Here is a 17,978-nt window from a genome sequence, read left to right on the forward strand (position 1 = left end):
TGAGACATGATTCAGGTTTCACTGTACGGTGATTCTGACGGTGCGTCGCTCGACGGCGGCTGCCGTCAGCGTCGCGCTTGTGTCGCGGCGCGCAATGCGGCCGGGACATCCGCGCAATGACGCACGGAGCGAAGACCGCATTGCGACGTGCGGAGGTATTCCGAATGTCCACTGTTAAACGCCGGCTCACCATCCCGGCAGTACTCGCCTCTCTCGCCCTCGTCAGCGCCACGCTGGCCGGAGCGCCACTCGCGGCCCAAGCGATCACGTGTCCACCCGGTTTCGAGATGCTGCCGGGGTGCAGCAACTCGTCCGATCCCGGCGGCTCCAACGCTGTTCCGGGAACGTGGTCCACCGAAACGGTTGCCGGGATGAGCACTCGTATCTACACGCCATCCACTGCCGCCGAACTGCCGGCCGGACGCGCCCTCATGATCAGCCTCCACGGCTGCGCCCAGAAAGCGAGCGACTTCCAAGCGAACGCCAACTGGGTGGCCGCCGCCGAAGACTACGGAATGATCGTCGCCCTCCCCGATGCGCCCAACGGTGGCGTCGTGTTCGGCTGCTGGGACTACTACGACTCCAATCACTCCCGCAGCAACCCTGCGCGGCACGATGACAATCTGCTGAACCTCGCCACAACGTTGAGCGCGCGTGCTTCTCTCGGCATCGATGCCGACCAGGTCTATATTTCTGGGTTGTCATCCGGTGGCGGAGAAACCATGGTGATGGGATGCCTCGCCCCCGACATTTTTGCGGGCATGGGTATCAATGCGGGCCCCACGGTGGGCACCACGTCGGGCCAGATCTCGAGTGTCGCAGTGTCGAAGGCGCAGGGTACGAACACGTGCACCACCTTCGGCAGCGGCAACACTGCGGCTTTCTCCACACAACTCACCTCGGTGATTTACGGCAGCAATGACTCCACCGTCTCGACCGGCTACAACACCTTGAACGGCCAGATCATGGCCGGCATTTATGGGGCATCCAGCACGTCAACGTTTAGTTTGAGCGGCTTAGCTGGCAACAACACTGCTGGCTCGGGCACGCTTTATTCGGATGCCGCGGGGCCACGGGTTTCGGTGATTCAGAACTCGAACCTCGGCCACAACTGGCCAGCGGGCGCAGGCACGGGAGGAACGTACATCAACGCCAATAGCCTTGACTACCCGGCGTACGTGACCGAGTTCTTCTTCGACAACAACCGCCGCGTCGACCGGACTGGTACGCCAGATCCGGACCCGACGCCCACGCCAACACCGACCTCTACAGCGACACCCACGCCCACGCCGGATCCTGCGACGTGTTTCACCGCCACCAACGCTCAACATGCTGCGGCCGGGCGCGCATTTGCCTACGGGGTCAATCCTTACAACCCGTACTACGCGAAAGGGTCGCTGAGCTACCTCGGCCAGGGTGACTCGACCATCACGAGCCTCTCGCAGGTCTCCGCGAATAGCTGGACGAAAACGACTAGCTGCGGCTAGCACTGAACCGCGCTGACGCTCAGGGAGAGTGTCTCCAGAACGACTTTCGTTCTGGAGATACTCGACCGCGGAACCTGTCTGTGCAGCAAAAGTTAGCAAACTGGCCCCGCACCCGGCATGCTTAAGCGGTGACCGACAAAAGTGCGCCCGCGATCCTCTCGCTCGAGCGCCTGCGGGCCTCCCTTGCCGATGCGGGCTTGACGCTGCCGCTCGAGGGCATTGTGGCGCAGCGGGAGCTGGCCGCCGCATCCGTGCGTCAGATTGACGACTACATTCGGCCACGGCTAGCTGATTTGGATGCTCCGCTGGTGGCTGTCGTGGGCGGCTCGACGGGCTCGGGCAAGTCCACAATCGTAAACGCCCTGCTCGGTGTTGCCACGACTCGTGCCGGAGTCATCCGCCCCACGACGCGTCAGCCCATTCTTGTTCACGCGCCCGTCGATGCCGGTTGGTTTGCGAGCGACCGTATTTTGCCGGGGCTCGCGCGAGTGCGCGGGCGGGTGAGCGCGCCGGGTACGCCCGCATCGAACGCCGGAGACATTCCCGAAGAGTCACGCATTGGCGAGCTCATGCTGCTCGAACACGAGAGCGTTCCGCGTTCGCTCGCGATTATTGACGCGCCCGACATCGACTCGGTTGCCGACGAGAATCGCGCTCTGGCCTCCCAATTGCTCGCTGCCGCCGACCTGTGGTTGTTTGTTACGACCGCCAACCGCTACGCCGATGCTGTGCCGTGGCGACTCCTCGAAAGCGCTGCAGCACGATCGATCACGGTGGGGATCGTGCTCAACCGCGTGCCCCCCGGCGCCGTTGACGAAGTGCTGCCCGACCTGCGCGAGATGCTCACCGCGCGCGGTCTGTCTGACGCTCCCGTGTTCACCATCGACGAGCAGCAACTCGACGAGCTCGGAATGCTCCCGGCCAGTGCGGTCGATGGCCCGCGCGCCTGGCTCGAAGGAATCGCCAGCGATCGCGAAGCCCGCACGCGCATCGCCGCCCGCACCCTGAGCGGCGCGATCAGCGACCTTGACCGACACGTGAGCCTCATTGCGGATGCCCGGCAGCAGCAACTCGACTGGCTCGACTCTGCGCACGCGGCCACCGCTGCGCACTACGAGACCGCGATCAAGGCCGTGGACGAAGCCACCCAGAACGGCGCACTGATGCGCGGTGAGGTGCTGGCACGGTGGCAAGACTTCGTGGGAACATCCGACTTCTTTCGCAAAGTGGATTCGTGGTTCTCGCGCAGCCGCGACAAAGCGACCGCCTGGATCACGGGCAAACCGAGCCCCGTTGTTGACGTCGAAACCCAGATCGAGACCGGTTTGCAGGCTGTCATCGTTGACCAAGCCGGGCGGGCGGCTGCGGCTGTGTGGGCCGACCTCGAGCGCAGCGCTCCCGGTCGCTCGATCGCGGAGCAGCATCCGACGTTGTCAGCGGAGAGCCCGGAGCTGCGTCAGGCCACGACGTCGATGATTCGTGAATGGCAGGGTGCGCTGATGCAGCTCATCCATGACAATGCAGGCAACAAGCGCATCCGGGCACGAGTGCTTTCGCTCGGACTGAATGTCGTGACGGTGGCGCTCATGATTGTCGTCTTTGCGTCAACCGGCGGCCTGACGGGCGGCGAAATTGCGATCGCCGGTGGCTCTGCTGTGCTCGGCCAAAAGCTGTTAGAGACCGTCTTCGGTGAGGATGCCGTGCGCCACCTTGCGAGCCAAGCACGCCTCGATCTGCAGGAGCGCGTGCGCGCCCTCTTCGATACCGAGATCGCGCGCGTGGATGCGGCGATGGAGTCGCTGCGTTTCGGGGCGGATCCCGCAACCTTGCGACGCGAATCGCAGGTGCTGATCGACGACGTGGCGCGCGCGGCGAGGAACGACTCGTGAGCGCGGCCAAGCCGAGCCTCGATGAGCGCATTGCCGCTCTGCGCACCGTGACCGAGGCGGGAGCTGGGCGCATCCCCTCCGAGCTTATGGATGACGCCCGCGCGCTCTTGCAGCAGGCGGAGGCACGTCGCTCGCGCTCATCCGAACACACCGTGGTTGGTGTTTTCGGGGCGACCGGTTCGGGCAAATCAAGTCTCGTGAATGCGCTCGTTGGCGCTGAGGTGGCGGTCGCTCATGTGCGCCGCCCGACTACCTCGCAGCCCCTTGCTGTGCTCTGGGATGCCGCGGGTTCTGCCGCCCTGCTCGACTGGCTAGAGATTCGCGAGCGTGTCGAGCGCCCCACTCCGATTGACCCGCGCGCCAGCAAGCTCGTGCTCGTTGATCTTCCCGACGTCGACTCGGTCGAGGCCGGCAATCGTGCCGTCGCCGAACGACTAGCCAGCCAAGTGGATGCCCTGATCTGGGTTGTTGACCCGCAGAAGTATGCCGACGATGTGTTGCACGCGCAGTTCATCGCGCCGCACGCTCGCCATGCTGCGGTGACTCTGGTCGTGCTCAACCAGATTGACCTTCTGAGCGCGGAAGATCGTGCCGCCGTCGTGAAATCACTGCAAGCGATCGTCGAACGGGATGGTCTCCCCCGTGCCCGAGTCTTGCCGGTGAGCGCCCGCACGGGTGAAGGCGTGGATGCTTTACGCACGGCAATCGGTGATCTTGCCGCGTCGAAGGCGGTGCGGGATGCGCGGCTGAGCGCTGACGTGCAAACTCTCGCCGCCCGCATCGATGACCCCGGTACTTCGCAGAAGGTCACCGCCAAGAGCACAGCCCGATTGCGTGACGAGGTCGGCACCGCTGCAGGGGTCGATATCGTGGCATCCGCGGTCGCACGTTCGTATCGCAAACGCTCTGGGCAGGCGACGGGCTGGCCGCTCGTGTCGTGGATTGGTCGCTTGCGCGCTGACCCGCTCACGCGGCTGGGTCTCGGGCCGAAGCGTCGCGGCGATGACCCGGATGTTCACCGCACAAGCATGCCGCTGCTCAGCGCCGGCGCCCAGGCTCGGATGTCGATGGCCGTGCGCACCTTCACTGACGAAACGGTTGCCAGCGTTTCACCCCCGTGGCGGGCTGCCGCCCGCGCCACCGCGGAGCAGACTCTCGACGCTCTGCCCTCCACTCTCGATCTCACGATAGCCCGCACGCCCTTGCCCGCGAAGGGTTCGTGGTGGTGGGTGCTGGTCGGCATCGTGCAGTGGATCGCCGTCGTGATCGGATTGGGTGGAGCCCTCTGGCTCGTCGGCGCAGCGCTCCTTCCGACATTTGGATTGCCCGCGTTCCCGCTCCCCGCCGTTGAGGAAGGCCCGCTGACGGGGTGGGCAATACCAACGCTGCTGCTCATCGCGGCGGTGCTGCTCGGAATTCTGCTTGGCTTGATCTCTGCCGTGCTCAGCGCGCTGACCGCCGGAGGGCGTCGCCGCCGTGCTCGCCGTCGTCTTCTCGCCGCCGTCGACGAGGTAGTGCAGCGGGATGTTGTGGCTCCCGTGGTTGCGGCACTTGAGCAGGCACGTGCGGTGTCGGCTGCGCTGCAGATCGCGCGGCGCTAGAGCGCGGCGAATCGGGACTTAGCCACCAGCGCTGACTAGGACACTCGAGCCTCCCACCCCTAATAGTCGGGGCAGTGCCAGCCGTAACCGCCGACAGTCAGGATGAGGCCAAAAAGAGCGAGGAAGGGCGAGGAAACTACCGCAACGATTCCAACGGCGAGGCCAAGTCGGTTCCGGGAGATCGCGGAAACCACTGTCGCCAGCAGCGATCGGGATCGCCCAGAGCAGGCCTCAGTTGATCCGCATTCGGCGGCCCGTGGTTTCCCTAGCGCGCATTGTCTTCGTCGAGTTCACAATGCTCCACATCCACAGTGCCAATAAAGACGGCTGTTTGGTTCCACACCCAGTCGCCAGTGGCGAGGTCGCTTGCGTCGAAGTGACCTGCAATATTCCCCTCGTTGGCAAGACCTTCGCTGCGTACGGAAACGGATTCCCACTCTGCTGTGGGCGTGTGGGCATCGAGGTGGAACACGTCGCCGGCCTTGACGCTCTCCTTGACGGAGGTGCTCGTGACGTCGCCGACAAGTTCCCCTTCGGGGCCAATCCATTCGACGTCGAAGGAGTCAGTGTTGCGGGCATCACAGGTTGCGAAGTCGAAGCTGCCCTCGGCATTGAGCCGCGCGGCAACACGATTCACGTAGGAACAGCCCGCAAGCAGCACTGCAATCGCCAACACTGAGACAGCGGCGGCTGATCGTTGAAAACGCCTCATGTCCACACCTTAGGGCAATGCAGGAAGCGATCCGATATCGATCTGATTACTCGCTAGAACCCCACCTGCAGCACGAAGATGCCGGGGAAGATCGCAAACGCGATCGTGATGGGCAGGATAAGGAACACGAGCGGGAAGAGCATCGCGACCTCCTTCTTGCCGGCGAGCTCGAGCAGTTCACGCTTGGACTCTTCACGAGCATCCTGAGCTTGAGCTTGCAGCACTTCAGACAGCGGACTACCGCGATCGAGGGCTCCCAAGATTTGGTCGACACAGCGCGAGAACGGGGCGAGTTCCAACTCGCGGGCGAGCACTCCCAGAGTCTCGCCAAAAGGAAGGCCCGTATTGACCGAGGAGACCACGCGAGCGAGTTCTCGCGACAACTCACCGCCGCCCACGTGCGAGACGCGACGCACGGCATCCAAGATTCCCTCACCAGCCGACAGGCTGAGGGCCAAGAACTCGAGCACGACCGGTAGCTCTGCAGTGAGACGACGGATGCGGTTCTTGGCTGCGCGTTGCAGCAGATAGTCACGAAGCGTGATGCCCGCAACACCGCCGACGACCACCAGCACTGCTTGGGCCGCGAATGGCACCTGTTGCCGATTGGCGACAGCAATATCGAAAGCGACTCCCGCCATCGCACCGCCGAGAACGGCGAGGAGTTGTTGCGACCGGTAGGCCTCGAGGGTCAGTTCGGAGCCAGACTGGCGGAGCCGTCGCAGAATCTGGTCACTGCCGCCCACCACCGACGCGAGAGTCTCGCGCAACCAGCGCGCAACAGGAACGAGCAGTACGCCCAACACCGGCAGCGGCCCGACCGAGCGGGGGGCCAAATGTTCCCGCGCGCCGGCGGAGACGTCAATGACGTAGGGCGCCACTCTTGTCGCCAAGGTGGGTCGGCTCAGCCGCGGGATGAGACTCAGAATCGACCACAGACCGAGCCCGCCGGCGATTCCGGCGACAAGCGACCAGGCCAGTGCGTCACTCATGCGAACCACCGCGGCTGATCGGGAAGGCGACCGATGCCCGCCATGATTCGGTAGGCGACAACAGACAGCATCAGTCCGGCAACGATCAGGGCAGCACCACCCGCTGAGTTGTAAGCGAGTGCGGCTTCAGGCCGTGTGGTGAGCAAGAACAGCACCACCCACGGTGCGGCCAGACCGAGCCGCGCCGCATTCATCACCCATGATTGGCGCGCTTCGATCTCCGAACGAATAGCTGCCTCCTGGCGTAAGTAGACGCTGAGGCTGCGAAGAACGTTCGTGAGTTCACTTCCGCCCACTTCGCGCGACATCCGCAAGGTTTCAAGAATGCGGTCGGCGACCGGGTCGGCGAGCGCCACTTTGAGTTCGTCGACGGCTACCGAGAAGTTTCCTGTTGCCCGATAGCGAACGGCGAAGGCGACGAAGGCGGCGCGCGTTACCGCTGGCCCCGTCTGGGCGAGTGTCATGAGGCTGTCGGGAAGAGCAAGCCCCGACCGCACTGCCGACACCAACTGGTCAACGACATCGGGCCACACCACGCGAGTGGCCCGGCGACGCATGCGAGCGCGCCAGCTGATCCCGAGCGTCGGCAACACAAGGGCGGCCGCGGCAGCACACAGCACGACGGCGATCACCGATGTCAGCACAAAGGTGATGGCTGCTACAGCGAAGCTCAATGCGAGCGACACAATCACCACAACCACCGGACTAGTGGTCGGGAGCCCCGCCTGCACGAGTCGCTCGCTCAGGCGAAGCGAGAACGCCGAACGACCACGCACCCGGAGTTCGCCCGTAGCCGGCCAGAGAAAGGTAGCCGCGATAAGGACGACACCGACCGCGAGCACGATGCCCAACATCAGGCTCATGCGACAACCTTCAACAAGTGCGAGACCGCGTCGATGCCTGTGGCCTGAAATTTGGAGAGCCGAGCGGGCACGGCACCCGTGTGGGCGAGTGTGCCGTCCACGATGCGGAAGAGCAGGCTGCTGTCGATAACCCCGTCACTGACCTCACCGGTGAGCGAGGAGATTTCGACCACGCGTCTCGTGCCGTCGGCGGTCAGTTCGCAATGCACCACGACATCCACTGAACTGGCTACCGTCGGCACCACAAAGCTGGAGTCGATATTGCGGCCAGCAAGCAGCGGAAGCGTGCACAGCTTCACGAGAGCCTCGCGCGCACTGTTGGCGTGAATGCTCGACATTCCCGGCAGGCCGCTATTGAGCGCGATAAGAAGGTCGAGCGATTCGGCATCGCGCACTTCGCCCACGACTAGCCGTTCGGGGCGCATGCGCAGTGCTTCTTTGATGAGGCGACGCAGGCTGATCTCGCCGGTTCCCTCGAGACTGGGTTGGCGACACTGCATGCCGACGTGGTCGTGACTGGCAACGCTCAGCTCGAAGGTTTCCTCGACCGTAACGACTCGCTCGCTCGGTCGGGCCGCCGCTAGCAAGGCGTTGAGCATCGTGGTCTTGCCGCTCTGCGTTGCGCCCGAAACCACGATGTTCTGCCCCGACAGCACGCACAGCCGCAAATAGTCGGCCGCGTGCTGGGTGAGGCTGCCGAGTTCGACAAGGCGATCAAGATCGCGGATGCTCCGGCTGAACTTGCGCACGTTGACGGCCCAGTGGCGCCGGGTGACATCCGGAATCACGACGTGCAGTCGCGAACCATCGGGCAGCGAAGCGTCGACGAACGGTGAACTCAAGTCAACGCGGCGGCCCGAGGTTTGCAGCATGCGCTCCACCAGATCACGAACCTGACCATCAGTGAGACGGATGCCGGTGAACTCGGGAACCCCGTTGCGGGCCACGAAGATCTGCTCAGGCCCGTTAATCCACAGCTCCTCAACGGTGTCATCGTCGAAGAACGGCTGGAGCGGACCGTACCCGGTCAGCGCCGCCACCACCTCGCGGGCGGCCTGAGCTTCATCCGCCAGCAACGGCACCGACCCGCCCAGCGCACGCTCGCTGTAGCGGCGAACCTCATCACGCACATACCGCGAGGCAAGTTCGCTGTCCCGCGACAGATCAACGCCGTCACGGCGAACCCTCTGGCGAACCTGATCGGCGATGGTCGTCAGAGCGTTAGACATGCTCATATTGTGTCGAGCAGGTGCGCAAACGCCTTCCTGTTGTCCACAGGCGATCTTGTGGTCCTGCCGCCAGCGCCTCTGATCAGGTCGAATCGGCGCATCCAGATCCCTGATATGATGATTACATCAATTCAGCAAGTGAGCGATTGCTTGCTGGCGCAACCACATCGCCCGCACAGCGCACGCACCGATCAGGAGCACATGAATGGCCGTTCTCGATGAGCGCAGGCCGCTCTACGAAATAAAGGCGAACCTCTTCAAGGGGCTCGCGCATCCGCACCGCATCCGGGTGCTCGAAATCTTGTCGGCGGCCGACGAAGCCTCTGTCGCAGAAATGCTGACGGCGACCGGACTCGAAGCCTCCCACCTCTCGCAACACCTCGCCGTGCTGCGCCGCTACGGGCTCGTCGTCTCCGAACGTCGCGCCAGCGTCGTCTACTACCGCCTCGCTCACCCCCAGATTTCTGAACTCCTCCGTGTCGCGCGCGTGCTGCTCGGCGAAATCCTTGCCGACACCGACAGCCAACGCGATCTCGTTGCCGGACTACCCACGATTCCGGATGCCCGATGAAACGTTCCTGGAAAGAGCTCCTGCCGAGCGCGAAAGACTACCGCCTACTGCGCACCAGCTGGCGGGGAGATCTGATCGCGGGAATCACCGTCGGAATCGTCGCCCTCCCCCTCGCCCTCGCCTTTGGCGTGAGCTCGGGAGTGGGCGCTGAAGCGGGGCTCATCACCGCCATCGTCGCCGGAATTGTCGCGGCCGTCTTCGGTGGCTCCAACGTGCAGGTCTCTGGCCCCACCGGCGCCATGGTCGTGGTGCTTGCCCCCATCGTGGTTAGTTCTGGCGTTGAAGCGGTGGCGATCGTCACCCTGCTGGCGGGCATCATCGTCGTCATTGCCGGAGTGCTGCGCCTCGGCCGCACCGTCAGCTACATTCCGTGGCCCGTGATCGAAGGCTTCACGGTCGGCATCGGTATCATCATCTTCCTGCAGCAAGTGCCCTCGGCGCTCGGCACCGAAGGCACCGAACACCCCACCAACGCCGTGCTCGCCGCCATCGCCTTCGTCACTGCCGCCCAGTGGCCCGCTGCCCTGCTGCCCCTCGCCGTTGTTGCCGCCGTGATCGCGATCATGTTGTTGCTGTCGCGCATCAGCGGGCGCCTTCCGGCATCCTTCATCGCCATTGCGATCGTCACCATCCTTGCCCAGGCGCTGAACCTTCCGCTGGCCACCATCGGCGAGCTTCCCGCATCCTTGCCTTCACCGACCGTGCCGTCATTCGACTTCGACCTGACCACGCTCATCGGCCCGGCGTTCGCCGTCGCCGCGCTCGCCGCCATCGAATCCCTGCTCTCCGCCCGCGTCGCCGCTGGCATGTCAGACACCGGCCCCTACAACGCCGATCGCGAACTTGTGGGCCAGGGGTTGGCATCCGTCGCCTCCAGCTTCTTTGGTGGGATGCCGGCCACCGGCGCCATCGCCCGCACCGCCGTGAACGTGCGGTCTGGCGGTCGCACTCGCCTCTCGGCAGTCGTGCATGCCCTCGCGCTACTGACCGTCGTCTACCTAGCCGCTCAGGTTGTCGCCGTCATCCCGCTGGCAGCGCTCTCGGGCGTTCTCATGGCCACCGCGGCCCGCATGATGTCGCCGACCCTGATCAAGACAATGCTGCGCACCGGCAAATCTGAAGCCGCTGTGTTCGTGATCACCGGCATCATCACCGTGAGTTTCGACCTCATCATTGCGGTCGGCATCGGAATCGCGGCCGCAGCCTTCTTCGCTCTCCGCACGATGAGCAAAGCCAGCGGCGTTCACCGCGAAGAGCTTCCGGGCTCCCCCGAACCCGGCGACGAACGCATCGCGCTGTTCCGTATCGATGGGTCCCTGTTCTTTGGAGCAGCGGAACGCCTCATCGACCGCATAAACGAACACGAAGGCCTCGAAGTCGTGATCGTGCGGCTGTCGCAACTGCACCTCGTTGATGCCACGGGCGCCCACACCCTCACCGAACTCATCACTGCTCTCGAGAAGCGCGGCGTGACCGTGATCATCAAGGGCATCCGCCCCGAACATTTGGATGTGCTCAAACGGCTTGGCGTGATCAGCTCGCTGCGACACCCCAACCATTTGTTCGCCGACCTCGAGCCCGCGATTGAGCACGCACGTTCGCACATTCGTCGAGCAGAGTTAGCGCGCTAACCCAGCGCGCCGCTCACGAACTCGGCTAGCTCAGAGCGGGCGTCACCTTGTTCTTGGCGACCCCAGAAACCCACAGCCCACTGTCCTTCACAATGCGTTCTTGAGTGTCGTAATCGACCCGCACGATGCCGAAGCGCTTCGAATAGCCGTAGCCCCACTCAAAGTTGTCGAGCAGCGACCACACGAGATACCCCTGCAGGTTCACCCCGCGCTGCATCGCTCGGTGCGCGGCCGTGAAGTGCCGGTTGAGATAGTCGACCCGGTCGGCATCGTGCACCCGACCATCCGTCACCTCGTCGTCAAACGCGGCACCGTTCTCGGTGATCATCAGCGGCAGGTCAGGGAACCGCTCGCCCAGATCGACCAGCAGTTCCTCAAGGCCATCGGGGGCGATGTTCCAGTTCATGGCCGTATACGGGCCGTCTTGCGGCAAGAACTCGACGTTGCGGCTGCCCGGCCACGCGGAGCCACCCATGTCTTTGTGTCCGTCGTTCATCGCCCGCTCGCTCACGCCATCCCACATCTTCACGGTGACCGTGGAGTAGTAGTTGACGCCCAAGAAATCGAGCGGCTGGTGGATGGTCGCCAGATCGCCCGCGTGCACGAACGACCAGTCGGTGACCTCGCTCGTGTCGGCAATGAAGTCATCGTCGTAGCGGCCGAGCAGCATCGGGCTCGTGAAGGCGCGGTTCGCGAGCGCATCGATGCGACGCGTGGCCTCGGCATCCTCACCCCGAATGACGTGAAAGTTGAGGGTCGCCGACACCTCCGGCGAATTCGTCGCGGCGGCACGGATGCGGGGCACGGCCATTCCGTGCGCGAGATTGAGGTGGTGCACGGCGGCAAGTGCGTCAACATCCCGCGCGCGACCGGGGGCGTGCGACGCCGAGCCGTAACCCAAATAAGCCGAGCACCACGGCTCGTTGAGGGTCGTCCACGTGTGCACGCGATCGCCGAGGGCAGTGGCGGCGAGCTCGGCGTACTCGGCGAACCACATGGCGGTATCGCGCTCAGGCCAGCCACCCTCATCCTCAAGTTCTTGCGGCAGATCCCAGTGATACAGAGTGGCAATGGGGCGGATGCCGCGGCTCAATAACCCGTCGACAAGACGCGAGTAGAACGACACTCCCTCCGGGTTGATCGGGCCCTGCCCGCCCGGCTGAAAGCGCGGCCATGAGATGGAGAAGCGGTAGGCGTCGAGGCCCAGCTCGGCCATGAGGTCGAGGTCGGACTCTAAGCGGTAGTAGTGGTCGTCGGCAACATCGCCGGTGTCGCCGTTCCAGGTCTTGCCCGGGGTGTGGCTGAAGGTATCCCAGATGGATTCGGTGCGCCCGCCATCACGCGCAGCGCCCTCTACTTGATACGCCGCCGTCGCGGAGCCGACGATGAAGTTGGGCGGAAACACGAGACCAGAATCACGGTAATCGGAGTTCATCTAGTAACCCTAAGACCGGGAGCTTCGATTTGGCCGAAACTATCCCGAGGTAACGAAGCGGTGAGGCTAGAGCGCCGCCGGGTCTTCGAGAAGCGCAGCGAAAGCAAGCTCAGCGGCACCGATCATGAGCAGATCTGCGCCAAGCTGAGCGGGCACGATCTGCACGCCCTCGAATGATGCTTCGAGCGACTGGCTGCGCACGCGCTCGATCAAGAATTCGGGGTCGAACGCGAAGATGGATGCCAAGAAGCCACCCAAAACAATTACTTCAGGATTCAACACATTCACTGCGTTGCGCAGCGACGTGCCGAGCGCGAGCAGCTGGCGGCGCACCAACTCACTCACCGCAGGATCAGTGGATTCGCGCAGCGCGGCATCCAACGTTTCGGCATCAACGTTGGTGAGGCCAAGCGCCTGCAGCAGGTCGGCGCGGTTCACTTCGGTCTCGAGGCTGCCCTCTTCGCGAGTGCCTTTTTCGGCGACACCGTTCTCGACGCGCACGTGGCCGAACTCGCCCGCATAGCCGGCACGACCGGTGAGGGGCCGCCCGCCGCTGATGATGCCGCCACCGATACCGCTGGCACCACCGTTGAGGTAGATGAGGTCGTCGATGTCGCGGCCAGCGCCGTAGATGTGCTCGCCGAGCGCACCCACACTCGCGTCGTTGGCGGTGGAGACCGGATAGCCGGTCGCCTCGGCCAGCAGTTCCGTGACGGGTTCATCCCGCCAGTGAAGGTGAGGTGCCCAGCGCACGAGGCCATCTTCGACGCGGACGAGACCGGGCGCCGCAATACCGATACCGACGATGCGGCCCGACGTTTCGTACTCCCCACGCACGCTCTCGATGATCAGGCTCGAGATCTTCACGAACTCGGAAACAGTAGGGGGCGTTTCTGTCTCGTAGCGGATGCGCTTCAAGAGCGAACCGTCGAGGCCCACGACTCCGACGGTGATGGCGTCGATCTCGGGGTTGACCGCGATGGCAACCGTGCGAGCATCCGCGTTCACCATCGGCGACGGGCGACCTACCTGCCGAGTGGGATCGGGCTCACTTTCGTACGCCAAACCCAGCTCGGTGAGCTCGGCCACGAGCGCCGCAATAGTCGAGCGGTTAAGCCCCGTCTGCGCGGTCAACTGCGAGCGGCGCTGAGCCCCACGATGAAGCAGGGTCAGCACGCGCGACAGGTTGTGCCGCCGAGTGCGATCGCCGCGCCCACCAGTACCGGTCGACGACGGCAGCGACGACGAGGGCGGGGTGTTCTGGTTCACGGGCGGTTCCACTCGATTGGCAATAAAACGTTGATGCTAAGACTAGCGACGTCCGGCGCGGCGCTTGCTCATGACATCGAACGCCACGGCAAGCAACAGTACAAGTCCCTTGATCGTTTGCTGCCAGGCGGCATCCACCGAGAGGATCGACAGGCCCATGTTGAGCACACCCATAATGAGCGCACCGATTACGGCACCGATGACCGTACCGACACCACCGGTGACCGCCGCGCCACCGATGAAGACGGCAGCGATGGCATCCAGTTCGAAGCTTTGACCAGCGGATGCCACAGCACCACCAGCACGCGCCGTCGTGACGACCCCGGCGAGCCCCGCGAGCACGCCCATGTTCACGAAGACGAAAAAGTTGATCCACGAGGTCTTCACACCACTCATCTGCGCGGCGAAGAGGTTGCCACCGATCGCGTAGACGTGACGGCCGAAGACGGTCTGGTTCAACACGAATGTGAAGAGCAGAATCAGCACGGCCAAGATGATCAGGATGATCGGGGTTCCGCGGTAGGCAGAGAGCTGGAAGGTGAGCGCCAAGATTACGACCGCAGCGACACCGTTCTTGATCCAGAACGAAACGCTGCGCTCTACGGGAAGTTCAAGACTGCGTTGCTTGGCGCGACTGCGCACCTGCTGAGTGATCAGCATTGCTACCGCAAGAACGCCCAAGACAATTGTGAGGATGTCGCGACTGCCGCGACCTTCACCAATCGTGCCAAACAGCTCGGGCAGCCACCCGCCGCCGATCGCGTTGAACTCGCCGGGAAGCGCGTTGATCGTGCCGCCCGTGAGGAACACGAGCGTGAGACCGCGGAACAACAGCATGCCCGCGAGCGTGACGATGAAGGCCGGGATACCCACGAAGGCCACCCAGAATCCCTGCCACGCTCCGACCGCTGCGCCGAGCAGAAGCGAGATGATGACGGCCGCCCACCAGGGCATCCCCCACTGGCTCATTGAGATCGCGGCAACCGCACCGACCATCGCCACGACGGAGCCCACCGAGAGGTCGATGTGTCCCGCGATAATCACGATGACCATGCCCACGGCGAGAATCAGCACATAGGCGTTCTGCTGGATGAGGTTGTTGAGGTTTCCGGGCAGCAGGAGCCGGCCATCCGTCAACACCTGGAACAGGATGACGATGACGGCGAGCGCCGCGAGGATGCCGTACTGACGCAGGTCGACCCGCATCTTGGGCAGCCTACGAGTGGGGGTTGTGGTGCTCATCGGGTTAGTCCTTTCCCGCGGTCATCAAGTGCATGAGTCGTTCTTGGGTAGCGTCGGCGCGATCGATCTCGCCGGTGATGGTGCCTTCGGAGATCGCATAGATGCGGTCGCAGAGTCCGAGAAGCTCCGGTAGTTCTGAGGAGATCACGACGACCGCTTTGCCCTGACGGGCGAGATCGTTGATGATTCCGTAGATTTCGTACTTGGCACCGACATCGATGCCGCGGGTGGGTTCGTCAAGAATCAGGATGTCGGGGCCGGAGAACATCCATTTGCTCAAGACAACCTTTTGCTGGTTGCCTCCCGAGAGGTTGCCGGCGAGCACCGACACGTTCGGAGTCTTGATGTTCATTTGGCCGCGGTAGTCCTCGGCGACCTTGTTCTCCGCAAAGCGGTCGACGATGCCGAAGCGCGAGAGCTTCGAGAGCGCTGCCGCTGAGATATTGACCGCGATGCTGCCAATCAGGTTGAGGCCGAAGTGTTTACGGTCTTCGGTGGCGTACGCGATGCCGTGGCCGATCGCCTCGCTGACGGTCTTGACCGAGATCTCTTTGCCCTCTTTGAACGCGGTGCCGCTGATGTGGCTGCCATAGGAGCGACCGAAGATGCTCATCGCGAGTTCGGTGCGCCCTGCGCCCATGAGCCCAGCGAAGCCGACGATCTCGCCCGCCCGCACCGAGAACGAGGCGTCATCGACAACCTTGCGCGTGGTGTCGACCGGATGATGCACCGTCCAGTTCTCCACCCGGAATAGCTCATCGCCAATCTCTGGGGTGTGCGGCGGGAACATGCTGTCGAGGTCACGGCCGACCATGGCGCGAATGATGCGCGCTTCGGTAGCATCCGCTTCCTTCATCTCGAAGGTTTCGATGGTCTGGCCATCACGGATGATCGTCACGGTATCCGCAATACGGCGAATCTCTTTGAGCTTGTGCGAAATGATGATGCACGTAATGCCCTGGCCGCGAAGGCTGTTGATGAGGTCGAGCAAGTGTGCCGAGTCTTCATCGTTGAGGGCCGCCGTTGGCTCATCCAGAATCAGCAGCTTCACTTGCTTGGAGAGGGCCTTAGCGATCTCCACAAGCTGTTGCTTGCCGACACCGAGTTCGAGCACGGGCGTGCTGGGCAGTTCGTCGAGGCCGACGCGCGCGAGCAACATGGTTGCTTCGCGGTTGGTCTTGGGCCAGTCGACAACACCGCGCGTGGCGATCTCGTTACCGAGGAAGATGTTCTCTGCAATAGAGAGGTAGGGGCTCAACGCGAGCTCCTGGTGAATGATGACGATGCCGTCGGCCTCGGAATCGTTGATCGACCGGTACGCGGTCTCGTGATTCTCAAAGGTGATGCTGCCGCCATAGCTGCCGGCGGGATACACCCCGCTCAGCACCTTCATGAGGGTTGATTTACCGGCGCCGTTTTCACCGCAAATAGCGTGAACGTGTCCGCGTTCGACCTCGAGGCTCACGCCGTCGAGGGCGCGAACGCCGCCGCTGAAGTCTTTTGTGATCTGGTTCATGCTGAGGATGGCAGTCATGAGTGTGCTCCGCTCGCAGTGACTTTCGGGGGACGGCTGCTGTGCCGTCCCCCGATCGTCGAATCGTATTACTGGGATCTAGCCGGGGCTAGAGTCCTACGTCTGAGGCCTGGATGAAGCCGGAGTCGATGAGCTTCGACTGCACGTCATCCTTCACAACGACCTCGGGCGCAATGAGGAATGCGGGAACAACCTTCTCGCCGTTGTCGTACGTTTCGGTGTCGTTGATCTCCGGCTCGTCGCCGGCCATGATCGCCTCGATGAAACCGAAGACAACATTGCCCAGCTCGCGGGTGTCCTTCCAGACCGTCATCGACTGTTCTCCAGCGAGGATGTTGACGACGCTAGCCTTGTCGGCATCCTGACCGGTCAAGAGCGGCCAGTCGGTGCCTGCGGTGTAACCAGCGCTGCGAAGCGAAGCGGCAATACCCTGAGCGAGGCTGTCGTTGGGAGAAAGAACGACGTCGATCTTCTCGCCACCGGTGTAGAACGAACCCAGACGGTTGTCGAGTTCGGACTGAGCCGAGTCAGACTTCCAGCCGAGGATTCCGATGCTTGCCCAGTCATCGTTGCTCGCCGGAGCCTTGCCCGAGGGAACAACCAGCTGGCCGTTCTCTACATAAGGAAGCAAGACATCCCACGCGCCAGAGAAGAAGAACTTGGCGTTGTTGTCGTCGGGGCTACCGGCGAAAGGCTCAAGGTTGAACGGGCCGGCGCCATCAGCAAGTCCGAGCTGTTCTTCGATGAACTCACCCTGAAGCTGGCCAACCTTGTAGTTGTCGAACGTCGCGTAGTAGTCGACGTCGGGAGTGCCGTTGATCAGACGGTCGTAAGAAATGACGGCGATGTCCTGTGCTGCCGCATCGGCGAGCACCGGGGCCAGAAGCTCTCCGTCGATTGCCGCGATGACGAGGACGTCAACGCCCGAAGCGATCTGGTTCTGAATCTGGCTGATCTGAGTATCGGCCTTGTCATCCGCGTACTGCAGGTCTGCCGAGTAGCCAGCATCTTCGAGCTGGGCCTTGAGGCCTTCGCCGTCGTTGATCCAGCGTTCGAGGCTGCGGGTAGGCATCGAGATACCGACGCTACCTTCACTGCCGCCGCCAGTTCCTGCTTCGTCGCTGCTGCAGGCGGCGAGTCCGAAAGCCATCACAGTCGCTGCTGCGACCGCAATTATCTTCTTCATTGACATCGTGTTGTCCCTTTCAAATGTGATTGCCGGGCAACAAGCCAGCCACACGGGGGTATGACCGGCCGGGGCTTGGCTGCGGTCCTCACGAGAGACGAAGAGCACGGGCCGGATTACCAGCGCCGTGGAGCGCTACTTCGTTGTATCGCGAGGGGCAGCGGTAAGCGCCCCGTTTTGTTGATAGAGCGAACTTATATTGCTTCATACGTTGAATGCAACAACTTTCAAAAACTTTCGCCAAATTGATGCCTCAAGTCAGTAAATACATGGATCTTCTTTTGCGTTCCGAGATTGACGTGACTGCTTTACCGAAGTATGTTGTTCTCAATAACTT

Annotated in this window: 14 protein-coding genes; 5 read left to right on the top strand and 9 right to left on the bottom strand. The window is 63.0% G+C overall.

The features are described 5' to 3' along the window. The first annotated feature begins 164 nt into the window (after positions 1-164). The 3 genes from I6E51_RS09795 to I6E51_RS09805 all read left to right on the top strand — a co-directional run bounded on the left by I6E51_RS09795 (position 165) and on the right by I6E51_RS09805 (position 4,977). Positions 165-1,487: a PHB depolymerase family esterase gene (locus tag I6E51_RS09795; protein WP_231600018.1), complete on the top strand. Its 1,323-nt coding sequence runs from the start codon at positions 165-167 to the stop codon at positions 1,485-1,487. Positions 1,488-1,615: 128 nt separating this feature from the next. Next, entirely contained in the window at positions 1,616-3,376 is a 1,761-nt protein-coding gene (locus I6E51_RS09800) for a dynamin family protein (protein ID WP_197110206.1), read from the top strand. Continuing rightward, a complete protein-coding gene (locus I6E51_RS09805; RefSeq protein ID WP_197110207.1) occupies positions 3,373-4,977 on the top strand; it encodes a GTPase in 1,605 nt (534 codons plus the stop codon). The genes I6E51_RS09800 and I6E51_RS09805 overlap by 4 nt, the downstream gene beginning before the upstream one ends. Positions 4,978-5,242: 265 nt before the next feature. Here the strand turns inward: I6E51_RS09805 and I6E51_RS09810 are convergent, their stop codons facing one another. The 4 genes from I6E51_RS09810 to I6E51_RS09825 are packed head-to-tail and all read right to left on the bottom strand — an operon-like array spanning position 5,243 to position 8,779. Beyond that, positions 5,243-5,689 carry a hypothetical protein gene (locus I6E51_RS09810; RefSeq protein ID WP_197110208.1) on the bottom strand — a complete coding sequence of 149 codons (447 nt, stop codon included), beginning with the start codon at positions 5,687-5,689 and terminating at the stop codon, positions 5,243-5,245. Between the two features lie 53 nt (positions 5,690-5,742). Further along, a complete protein-coding gene (locus I6E51_RS09815; protein WP_197110209.1) occupies positions 5,743-6,681 on the bottom strand; it encodes a type II secretion system F family protein in 939 nt (312 codons plus the stop codon). Continuing rightward, on the bottom strand, positions 6,678-7,544 hold the full coding sequence (locus I6E51_RS09820) for a type II secretion system F family protein (protein WP_197110210.1): 867 nt from the start codon (positions 7,542-7,544) through the stop codon (positions 6,678-6,680). The genes I6E51_RS09815 and I6E51_RS09820 overlap by 4 nt, the downstream gene beginning before the upstream one ends. Continuing rightward, positions 7,541-8,779 (bottom strand): CpaF family protein, encoded by a 1,239-nt coding sequence (locus I6E51_RS09825; protein ID WP_197110211.1) that lies wholly within the window; start codon positions 8,777-8,779, stop codon positions 7,541-7,543. The genes I6E51_RS09820 and I6E51_RS09825 overlap by 4 nt, the downstream gene beginning before the upstream one ends. A gap of 199 nt (positions 8,780-8,978) precedes the next feature. Here I6E51_RS09825 and I6E51_RS09830 point away from each other — a divergent pair, with 199 nt between their 5' ends. Further along, on the top strand, positions 8,979-9,344 hold the full coding sequence (locus I6E51_RS09830) for a metalloregulator ArsR/SmtB family transcription factor (RefSeq protein ID WP_197110212.1): 366 nt from the start codon (positions 8,979-8,981) through the stop codon (positions 9,342-9,344). Beyond that, complete coding sequence (locus I6E51_RS09835) at positions 9,341-10,975, top strand: SulP family inorganic anion transporter (protein ID WP_197110213.1); 1,635 nt, start codon at positions 9,341-9,343, stop codon at positions 10,973-10,975. Before I6E51_RS09830 ends, I6E51_RS09835 begins: the two co-directional genes overlap by 4 nt. Before the next feature lie 25 nt (positions 10,976-11,000). Here the strand turns inward: I6E51_RS09835 and I6E51_RS09840 are convergent, their stop codons facing one another. The 5 genes from I6E51_RS09840 to chvE all read right to left on the bottom strand — a co-directional run bounded on the left by I6E51_RS09840 (position 11,001) and on the right by chvE (position 17,647). Beyond that, positions 11,001-12,410 (bottom strand): GH1 family beta-glucosidase, encoded by a 1,410-nt coding sequence (locus I6E51_RS09840; RefSeq protein ID WP_197110214.1) that lies wholly within the window; start codon positions 12,408-12,410, stop codon positions 11,001-11,003. A gap of 66 nt (positions 12,411-12,476) precedes the next feature. Further along, a complete protein-coding gene (locus tag I6E51_RS09845) occupies positions 12,477-13,679 on the bottom strand; it encodes an ROK family protein (RefSeq protein WP_197110215.1) in 1,203 nt (400 codons plus the stop codon). A gap of 42 nt (positions 13,680-13,721) precedes the next feature. Beyond that, complete coding sequence (mmsB, locus tag I6E51_RS09850; RefSeq protein WP_197110216.1) at positions 13,722-14,921, bottom strand: multiple monosaccharide ABC transporter permease; 1,200 nt, start codon at positions 14,919-14,921, stop codon at positions 13,722-13,724. A 4-nt stretch (positions 14,922-14,925) separates the two neighbouring features. Beyond that, entirely contained in the window at positions 14,926-16,455 is a 1,530-nt protein-coding gene (mmsA, locus tag I6E51_RS09855) for a multiple monosaccharide ABC transporter ATP-binding protein (protein WP_197110217.1), read from the bottom strand. Between the two features lie 88 nt (positions 16,456-16,543). After that, a complete protein-coding gene (chvE, locus tag I6E51_RS09860) occupies positions 16,544-17,647 on the bottom strand; it encodes a multiple monosaccharide ABC transporter substrate-binding protein (RefSeq protein WP_197110218.1) in 1,104 nt (367 codons plus the stop codon). Positions 17,648-17,978: the final 331 nt, after the last annotated feature.

Origin of the sequence: Salinibacterium sp. NSLL17, from assembly GCF_015864935.1 — a bacterium.
GTDB lineage: Bacteria > Actinomycetota > Actinomycetes > Actinomycetales > Microbacteriaceae > Rhodoglobus.

What these genes read in the sequence shown, in the direction of transcription:
- I6E51_RS09830 (WP_197110212.1), top strand. Translation starts at nt 8,979, where the DNA reads ATGGCCGTTCTCGATGAGCGCAGGCCGCTCTACGAAATAAAGGCGAAC.
- chvE (WP_197110218.1), bottom strand. Translation starts at nt 17,647, where the DNA reads ATGTCAATGAAGAAGATAATTGCGGTCGCAGCAGCGACTGTGATGGCT.
- I6E51_RS09815 (WP_197110209.1), bottom strand. Translation starts at nt 6,681, where the DNA reads ATGAGTGACGCACTGGCCTGGTCGCTTGTCGCCGGAATCGCCGGCGGG.
- I6E51_RS09840 (WP_197110214.1), bottom strand. Translation starts at nt 12,410, where the DNA reads ATGAACTCCGATTACCGTGATTCTGGTCTCGTGTTTCCGCCCAACTTC.
- I6E51_RS09835 (WP_197110213.1), top strand. Translation starts at nt 9,341, where the DNA reads ATGAAACGTTCCTGGAAAGAGCTCCTGCCGAGCGCGAAAGACTACCGC.
- I6E51_RS09820 (WP_197110210.1), bottom strand. Translation starts at nt 7,544, where the DNA reads ATGAGCCTGATGTTGGGCATCGTGCTCGCGGTCGGTGTCGTCCTTATC.
- I6E51_RS09825 (WP_197110211.1), bottom strand. Translation starts at nt 8,779, where the DNA reads ATGAGCATGTCTAACGCTCTGACGACCATCGCCGATCAGGTTCGCCAG.
- mmsB (WP_197110216.1), bottom strand. Translation starts at nt 14,921, where the DNA reads ATGAGCACCACAACCCCCACTCGTAGGCTGCCCAAGATGCGGGTCGAC.
- I6E51_RS09810 (WP_197110208.1), bottom strand. Translation starts at nt 5,689, where the DNA reads ATGAGGCGTTTTCAACGATCAGCCGCCGCTGTCTCAGTGTTGGCGATT.
- mmsA (WP_197110217.1), bottom strand. Translation starts at nt 16,455, where the DNA reads ATGACTGCCATCCTCAGCATGAACCAGATCACAAAAGACTTCAGCGGC.
- I6E51_RS09795 (WP_231600018.1), top strand. Translation starts at nt 165, where the DNA reads ATGTCCACTGTTAAACGCCGGCTCACCATCCCGGCAGTACTCGCCTCT.